The sequence below is a fragment of the Streptomyces sioyaensis genome, assembly GCF_004122735.1.
GTDB lineage: Bacteria > Actinomycetota > Actinomycetes > Streptomycetales > Streptomycetaceae > Streptomyces > Streptomyces sioyaensis.
Genome location: NZ_SDIF01000240.1, coordinates 1 through 4,177, shown reverse-complemented (window position 1 = coordinate 4,177; position 4,177 = coordinate 1). Strand labels below are relative to the sequence as shown.

The 4,177-nt window shown below is 72.7% G+C and carries 4 protein-coding genes; 1 reads left to right on the top strand and 3 read right to left on the bottom strand.

The window, feature by feature from the left end; all coding sequences use genetic code 11:
- Positions 1 to 227 precede the first annotated feature (227 nt).
- Positions 228 to 1,322 carry a LacI family DNA-binding transcriptional regulator gene (locus EST54_RS33450; protein WP_129251427.1) on the top strand — a complete coding sequence of 365 codons (1,095 nt, stop codon included), beginning with the start codon at positions 228 to 230 and terminating at the stop codon, positions 1,320 to 1,322.
- 40 nt (positions 1,323 to 1,362) lie between these two features.
- On the opposite strand, the gene EST54_RS33445 is transcribed toward EST54_RS33450, so the two are convergent.
- The 3 genes from EST54_RS33445 to EST54_RS33435 form a co-directional block, all read right to left on the bottom strand.
- Entirely contained in the window at positions 1,363 to 1,557 is a 195-nt protein-coding gene (locus EST54_RS33445; protein ID WP_033265761.1) for a helix-turn-helix transcriptional regulator, read from the bottom strand.
- Positions 1,558 to 2,093: 536 nt separating this feature from the next.
- The gene (locus EST54_RS33440) at positions 2,094 to 2,474 is read right to left on the bottom strand and encodes a peptidoglycan-binding domain-containing protein (RefSeq protein ID WP_244942676.1); all 381 of its coding nucleotides are present in this window, start codon (positions 2,472 to 2,474) and stop codon (positions 2,094 to 2,096) included.
- An 83-nt stretch (positions 2,475 to 2,557) separates the two neighbouring features.
- The gene (locus EST54_RS33435; RefSeq protein WP_129251425.1) at positions 2,558 to 3,973 is read right to left on the bottom strand and encodes a sugar porter family MFS transporter; all 1,416 of its coding nucleotides are present in this window, start codon (positions 3,971 to 3,973) and stop codon (positions 2,558 to 2,560) included.
- Positions 3,974 to 4,177 lie beyond the last annotated feature (204 nt).

The window sequence follows — 4,177 nt, the reverse complement described above, 5'->3', positions numbered from 1 at the left end:
GCGGAAGCCGGGGGAGGGGGCGCCGGTGGGGGCTGCTGCCGGGAGGGCGTGACGACGGGGTCCCCATGGCCGGGCCGACGGCCGGTGGCCCGGGGCTCGCATTTGGAACGGTCCAATCACCGCTCACCGGCACCCTGCATGTCCTGATGTCCGCATGTCAACCGTTCTGCAGGGGGCTTGTCCCGGAGCATTGACGCTCTCCTGGCCCGGTGGAAGGATTTCCGTTCATGGAACGGTCCAACAAGCGCGCCGACGTGTCGCCCGGTGAACGGTCCGGAGCCCGGCCGGGAGCGGACCGGGCCCCGACGATCCGCGGTGTCGCCGAGCGCGCGGGCGTCTCCAAATCACTGGTCTCGCTCGTGCTCCAGGGCTCACCGCGGGTCAGCGACACCAAGCGGCAGGCCGTGCTGGCAGCCATCGACGAACTGGGCTACCGGCCCAACGCCGCGGCACGCAGTCTCGTCGCGCGCCGTACCCACACCGTCGGCGTGCTGCTGAACGACATGCGCAACCCCTGGTTCGTCGAGGTGCTCGACGGCCTCAACTCCCTGCTCCAGGCGCACGGTCTGCGGATGCTGATGGCCGACGGACGGCTGGACCGGCGGGCCGGCCACGGCTTCGCCCGGACCTTCCAGGAACTACGGGTCGACGGCCTCGTCGTCGTCGGCACCCTGCCGGACACCGCGGGCCTGGCCGAGGTCGCCGAGCGGCTGCCGACCGTCATCGCGGGCAACCACGAACCCCGGCTGCCGCACACCGACCTCGTCGCCAACGACGACGAACGCGGCGCCCGGCTCGCCACCGAACACCTCATCGGCCTCGGCCACCGGCGGATCGCCCACATCGCCGGGCAGGGGCCGGTCGGCGCACTGCGCCGGCGCGGCTTCGAGGCCGCCGTCCGCTCCCACGGCCTGGCGGCGCACGCCGTCGTGGAGAGCGGCGACGGAACCGAGGAGGGCGGCTACCGCGCAGCCGTTCGCCTGCTCGGCCCCACGCGAACCGCCCGCAACACCGGCACCGAACGCCCCACCGCCGTCTTCGCGTTCAACGACATCTCCTGCGTCGGCGCGCTGTCCGCCGCCCAGGAACTGGGCCTGGACGTACCCGCCGACCTCTCCCTCGTCGGCTACGACAACACCTACCTCGCCCGTATCCGCCACCTCTGGCTGAACTCCGTGAACAACGCCAGCCATGAGGTCGGCCGTCGCGCGGCACGCTGCCTCCTGGACCGGATGGAACGCCCGCACGCCCCCGCAGGACACCAACTCGTGGCCCCGGAACTGGAGATCAGAGGATCGACGGCACCGCCCCGGCCCGCCTGACCCTCCGCACGCTCGTTCCGGGGTGCCGTTCCGGTGGCTCTCAGCGCCGGCCGCGTTGGCCGGGCCGCTGGGCCACCCACGCTCTGACGGTATCGGCGAACCAGTACGGTTTTCCGCCCTCCACCAGATCCGGTTCGGGCAGCAGCCCGTGCTTGCGGTACGAGCGCACCGTGTCCGGCTGCACCTGGATGTGCGCGGCGATCTCCTTGTACGACCAGAGCCTGCGGTCGGTCATCTCTGCCACCTCCTCGGCGCCGTACGCAGGCGCGGCCCGGGGGAGCCGGCAGGGGCCGCGTACGGCCTGGTGATCACTCACCCTGTGCCTGGACAACGACACGGAGTAACCGCCGGGGAGGGGCTGTTGAACGGCTGTGACGGAAGCCCCGCGTGATGGTGACAGCCGTGACGCGGGGCGGACGGCTGTGACGCGGGCGGGACGAGGGAGGGACGTGAGGGGGAGCGAGGGGGACGCGAGGGGAGAGCGCCGGCTCGGCGGCCGGAGCGGCGCGGCCCGGCGCGGCCCGGCGGCAGGAGCTTCGCGGGCCGGCAGTTGGGTGTGGACGGTCGTGTGAAGGGCGCTGAACGGTCGTGTGGCGGGCGCGAACGGCCGTGTGGTGCGGCGGGGACGGTCGTGCGGCGGGTGCGGACGGCCGTGCGGCGGGTGTGGACGGCCGTGTGTCTGCCCGTGAACGGTCGTACGGCGGGCCGATTCCCGGGAGGGGGAGTCGGCCCGCCGCATGTGAGCCTCAGGCAGACCCGCCGGGCCGCCGGTCAGGCGTAGTAGAGCGCGTGCCAGGTCTTCTTGTCGACCTTGCCGTTGGCGGTCAGATGGTGCCGGGACTGGAACTTCTTCACCGCGGCCAGGGTCTTGGGACCGAAGTACCCGGTCACGTCTCCCCAGCGGAGATAGCGGCGGTTCGCCAGCAGGCACTGCACCTGCGAGACGCGGTCGCCGCGCTGACCGTGGACGGTGAGCGCGCGGCCGTTGTAGTAGGCGCAGGCCGCCAGCGTGTCGGCCCGCCCGGCGACCGGTCCGGCGGTCGGTCCGGCGGCGGACGCCGGACCGGTCAGCAGCCCCGCGGTGAGCAGACCCGCGGACGCGGCCAGGACGGCAGTACGGGTGAGGGCGCGACTGAGTGCGTTGGTATTCACGTTTTCCACCGTTTCCCCCGTTGGATGTGATTCCACCCGAGATGACGCCGGGGAAGCGCGCCGTGGTTCCCGGTGATGTTCCGTCAATTTCCTTGCACGGTCACCGTCTTGCGCAGTACGTGCTCCAGGTCCTCCAGCGCCAGACCCTTCGTCTCCGGCGCGTACCGCCGGCAGAACACCAGGGACAGCACACACATCGCGCCGAAGAACCAGAAGGTGGTGCCCGCGCCGACCGCATCGAGCAGCAGCGGAAAGGCCAGCGCCACACCGAAGTTGACCAGCCACATCACGAACACCGCGGCCCCCATGGCCAGTCCGCGGACCTGCAACGGGAACATCTCCGCGAGCAGCAGCCAGACCCCGGTGTTCAAGGTGCCCTGCATGAAGGCCATGTAGAGCACCATCAGCGCGAGCACCAGGGCGCTGACCGCGGGGGAGTGCGGAAGGCGGAACGAGGCGCCGAGCAGGGCGAGCGAGACGGTCATCCCGGCCAGACCGGTGAGCAGCATGGGCCGCCGGCCGACCCGGTCGATCAGCGACATCCCGACCGCGGTGGCGACGACCGAGATGACGCCGACCGCGATGGTGGCCGTGATCGAGGCACCGGTGCCCAGCCCCGTCGACGCCAGGATCTTGGGCGCGAAATACACCACCGCGTTGACGCCGGTGATCTGCTGCACGGCCGCCAGCCCGATGCCGATCAGCAGCAGCCGCCGCAGCCACGGGGTCCGCAGCTGCCGCCAGGCGCCGCGCCGGGCGTCGTCCTCCAGGGCGCGGGCGTGATCGATACGGGCCAGCTCGGCGGGGACGGCGTCGGCCGGCAGCGTACGGCCCAGCACCCGGGCCGCCTCGTCCCGGCGGCCCTTGCTGATGTACCAGCGCGGGGTGTCCGGCAGGAAGAGGAGCCCGGCGGACAGCGCCACCGCCGGCAGCGCGGCCAGCCCCAGCATCCAGCGCCAGGCCGCCCAGTGCGCCAGTACGGCATTGAGCAGATAGGCGAGCAGCTGACCACTGACGATCATCAGCGAGTTGAAGGAGACCAGCCGGCCGCGGAGGTGCGCAGGCGCGATCTCGGAGAGATAGAGCGGGGTGATCACGGAGGCGCTGCCGACGGCGAGACCGAGCACGAACCGCGCCACGGTCATGGCCGCAACGCTCGGCGAGAGCGCAACGGCCAGGGCGCCGCCGAGGAACACGGCGCCCGCCCACAGCAGGGAGTTGCGCCGCCCCAGCGCGTCGGACATCCGGCCGCCGATCAGCGAACCGAAGGCCGCGCCGATCAGCAGCGCGCTGGTGATGACGCCCTCCCCCAGCGACGTGAGGCCGAAGTGGGCCTCCATGAAGGGGAGGGCGCCGGAGATCACTCCGGTGTCGTAGCCGAAGAGGGCGCCGCCCAGGGCGGCGACGGCGGCGATGCCGACGAGGAAGCGCCGTGCGCTGCGGGCCCGCGCGGCCGCGGACGGCCCGGCGGGCGCCACCTGGCCGGTCGGAACGGCCATCGTCAGCTCCCGCTCGTCCTGCGCGTCCTACGCGTCCTGCTGGCCGGGCCGGACGCACCGGCGGCCGGGCCGGACGACCCGGTGACCGGGGCGGAGCAGGCGGCGGCCAGGGCGGAGGGTGCGGGCAGTGCTATGGAGCGGCGCCGGGCGGCGCCATGAGCGAGGTGCACGGTGCGGGGCCTTTCGGTGGGGCGGGGGTCGGCG

What these genes read in the sequence shown, in the direction of transcription:
- EST54_RS33450 (WP_129251427.1), top strand. Translation starts at nt 228, where the DNA reads ATGGAACGGTCCAACAAGCGCGCCGACGTGTCGCCCGGTGAACGGTCC.
- EST54_RS33445 (WP_033265761.1), bottom strand. Translation starts at nt 1,557, where the DNA reads ATGACCGACCGCAGGCTCTGGTCGTACAAGGAGATCGCCGCGCACATC.
- EST54_RS33435 (WP_129251425.1), bottom strand. Translation starts at nt 3,973, where the DNA reads ATGGCCGTTCCGACCGGCCAGGTGGCGCCCGCCGGGCCGTCCGCGGCC.